The sequence below is a fragment of the Microcoleus sp. D3_18a_C4 genome (assembly GCF_036702415.1).
Taxonomy (GTDB): Bacteria; Cyanobacteriota; Cyanobacteriia; order Cyanobacteriales; family Microcoleaceae; genus Microcoleus.
The window spans coordinates 1-2,390 of record NZ_JAUBTI010000217.1; the positions used below are offsets into that span (position 1 = coordinate 1).

Annotated in this window: 1 protein-coding gene; it reads left to right on the top strand. The window is 43.1% G+C overall.

Annotated features, from left to right (window positions below):
- Positions 1–643: 643 nt before the first annotated feature.
- Positions 644–2,308: a group II intron reverse transcriptase/maturase gene (ltrA, locus tag QUB16_RS33225; RefSeq protein ID WP_333322639.1), complete on the top strand. Its 1,665-nt coding sequence runs from the start codon at positions 644–646 to the stop codon at positions 2,306–2,308.
- The last annotated feature ends 82 nt before the right edge of the window (positions 2,309–2,390 follow it).

The window sequence follows — 2,390 nt, forward strand, 5'->3', positions numbered from 1 at the left end:
AAGGACGGGGCTTGTATCCGCGCGACCTGAAAGGTCAACTAAACCGCAGCACCGATGCTGCTCGATGATTCTCTTCATCGACCCCTACGTAAAAGACTCAATCCGAGTCCGACTACGCCTAAAGTAAGCAATGAAATAGGTGGAATGCAAGTCACGAAAGTAACCAAAGCTAGATCAGGTCACATCAGGTCAGGAACAAAGGGGAAATATGAATCTGGATGAACGAAAGTGAACGCTTCCGTTTAAACTCCGTGAGCCACCAAATTGCCAAATGACCTGATAGGCAATAACCAAAAAGGTATATGGGTGGGTCAGCTAATGGATACTTAGCCGACCAAGAGAACACAAATCCCATCGGAGGAGAGGAAAAACATCAGGCAATAAAAGCCGGATGGCGCATCCAAATCATACACGAAACTTTAGTTGATACAACAGGGTAAGTCCCACAGAGTCTAAGAGAATGTCTATACTCTCAGTAAGTTGGAGGCAACGAAGACGGAAATCTCTGGGGGATAAAGGAGGGAAGAAAAAGCAAACGCCTTGTTGTAATGGCAAGGATAGTGGTTTATACCTCTGACCGAAAGGAAAGCTGACTTCTTCTGGGTCATATACGAAATTGAAATGTTCAAGAAATCGAACCGACATGAAAAGTTTGATATTAAGTAACAACTTAATAAATGGACATGAGGGACAACTTACTGATTGGAGTCAGGTCAACTGGCATCAAGTCAGGAAGCATGTCAGAAATCTACAACAAAGGATATTTCGTGCCAGACAACTTGGGCAGTGGAAGCAGTTGAGAAGATTGCAGAAACTGTTAGTAAGAAGCTACGCCAACCTACTAATTTCTGTGAGACAAATTACTCAGGTTAACACTGGAAAGCGTACCGCAGGGGTGGATAAGGAGGTTATAAACACTCCAGACGAGCGAGTAAAACTTGTCGATAACTGGTTAATGCCAAAAGCATCACCAACCAAAAGGGTATTCATCCCCAAAGCAAACGGCAAGAAACGTCCTTTAGGGATTCCCACTATCAAGGATAGGGTCGCACAGAATTTGGTAAAAAACATACTAGAACCCGAATGGGAAGCAGTTTTTGAGCCTAACTCATATGGCTTCAGGGCTGGAAGAAGCTGTCACGACGCAATAGAAATGGCATTTATTAAACTCAATGCCAGTCCAAAGCAAGGACACCTCTGGGTTTTAGACGCTGATATCAAAGGATGCTTCGATAACCTAGCCCACGAATCGATTCTCAACATGATTGGGTCTGTTCCCCATAGAGACTTAATCAAAGAATGGATGAAAGCTGGATATGTTTACGGGGGTGTCCACAACCCAACGGAAACAGGAACTCCTCAAGGTGGAATTGTTAGCCCGTTATTGTCCAATATTGGATTACACGGGTTAGAGCAAGCGGTAAAATCCTGGTGTCCAAAACTAGGAATCATCCGTTACGCCGATGACTTTATCATCACTGGTAAAACCAGAGAACAAATTGAGGAAATAGTCCCCAGAGTTAAGCAATGGTTATTAGAACGCGGACTTGAGTTAAGCGAGGAGAAAACTAGGATAGCAAATATAGCTGAAGGTTTTGACTTTTTAGGTTTCAATCTGAAACACTATGACGGTAAACTGCTGATTACTCCCCAAAAAGCTAAAGTATTAGCCAAACTGAAGGAACTTAGCCGCCTTGTTAAATCAATGGCGACCGTTACGCAGGAAGTCCTAATCAAAAAGCTCAATCCAATTCTCCAAGGTTTTGCCAACTATTATCAGGGAGTGGTTAGCAAAGAAACCTTCAAATACATGAGTCATCGTGTTTGGCTAATTCTCTGGTCATGGTGTAAGCGTAGACATCCACAAAAATCGAAAAATTGGGTCAAGAATAAATATTTTCGCCGAATTAAAGGAGTAGACTGGACGTTTTGCTGTATGACAGAAGACCGCAGGGACAATAAAAAGCTCCTCAGTCTGTATAACATGGCAACTACGCCAATTGTTCGACACACAAAGGTCAAAGGCGATGCAAGCCCCTTTGATGCAAAAATGAAAGACTACTGGTTAACCCGACAAACAAAACAGGGAAAAACAAGATGGGCTACAGGCTCTAAATACTACAACCTAGCCAGAGATAAAAATTGGAAATGCCCTGTGTGTGGGGAACACCTTTTAAACGGAGAGGAAATTGAGACTCATCACATAGTACCTGTGAAACATGGTGGCTCGGATGACATCGAGAATTTAATCCACTTACACTCAGCGTGTCATAAGCAGGTACACTCTAAAACCAAGTTGAAGGCTTGAAGTATGGCTTGAGCGTAGTGATTGGTAACAGTCACGCTACGTTCTTAGGGGAGAGTGGTACAGTGATGTATTCCACTCTTAC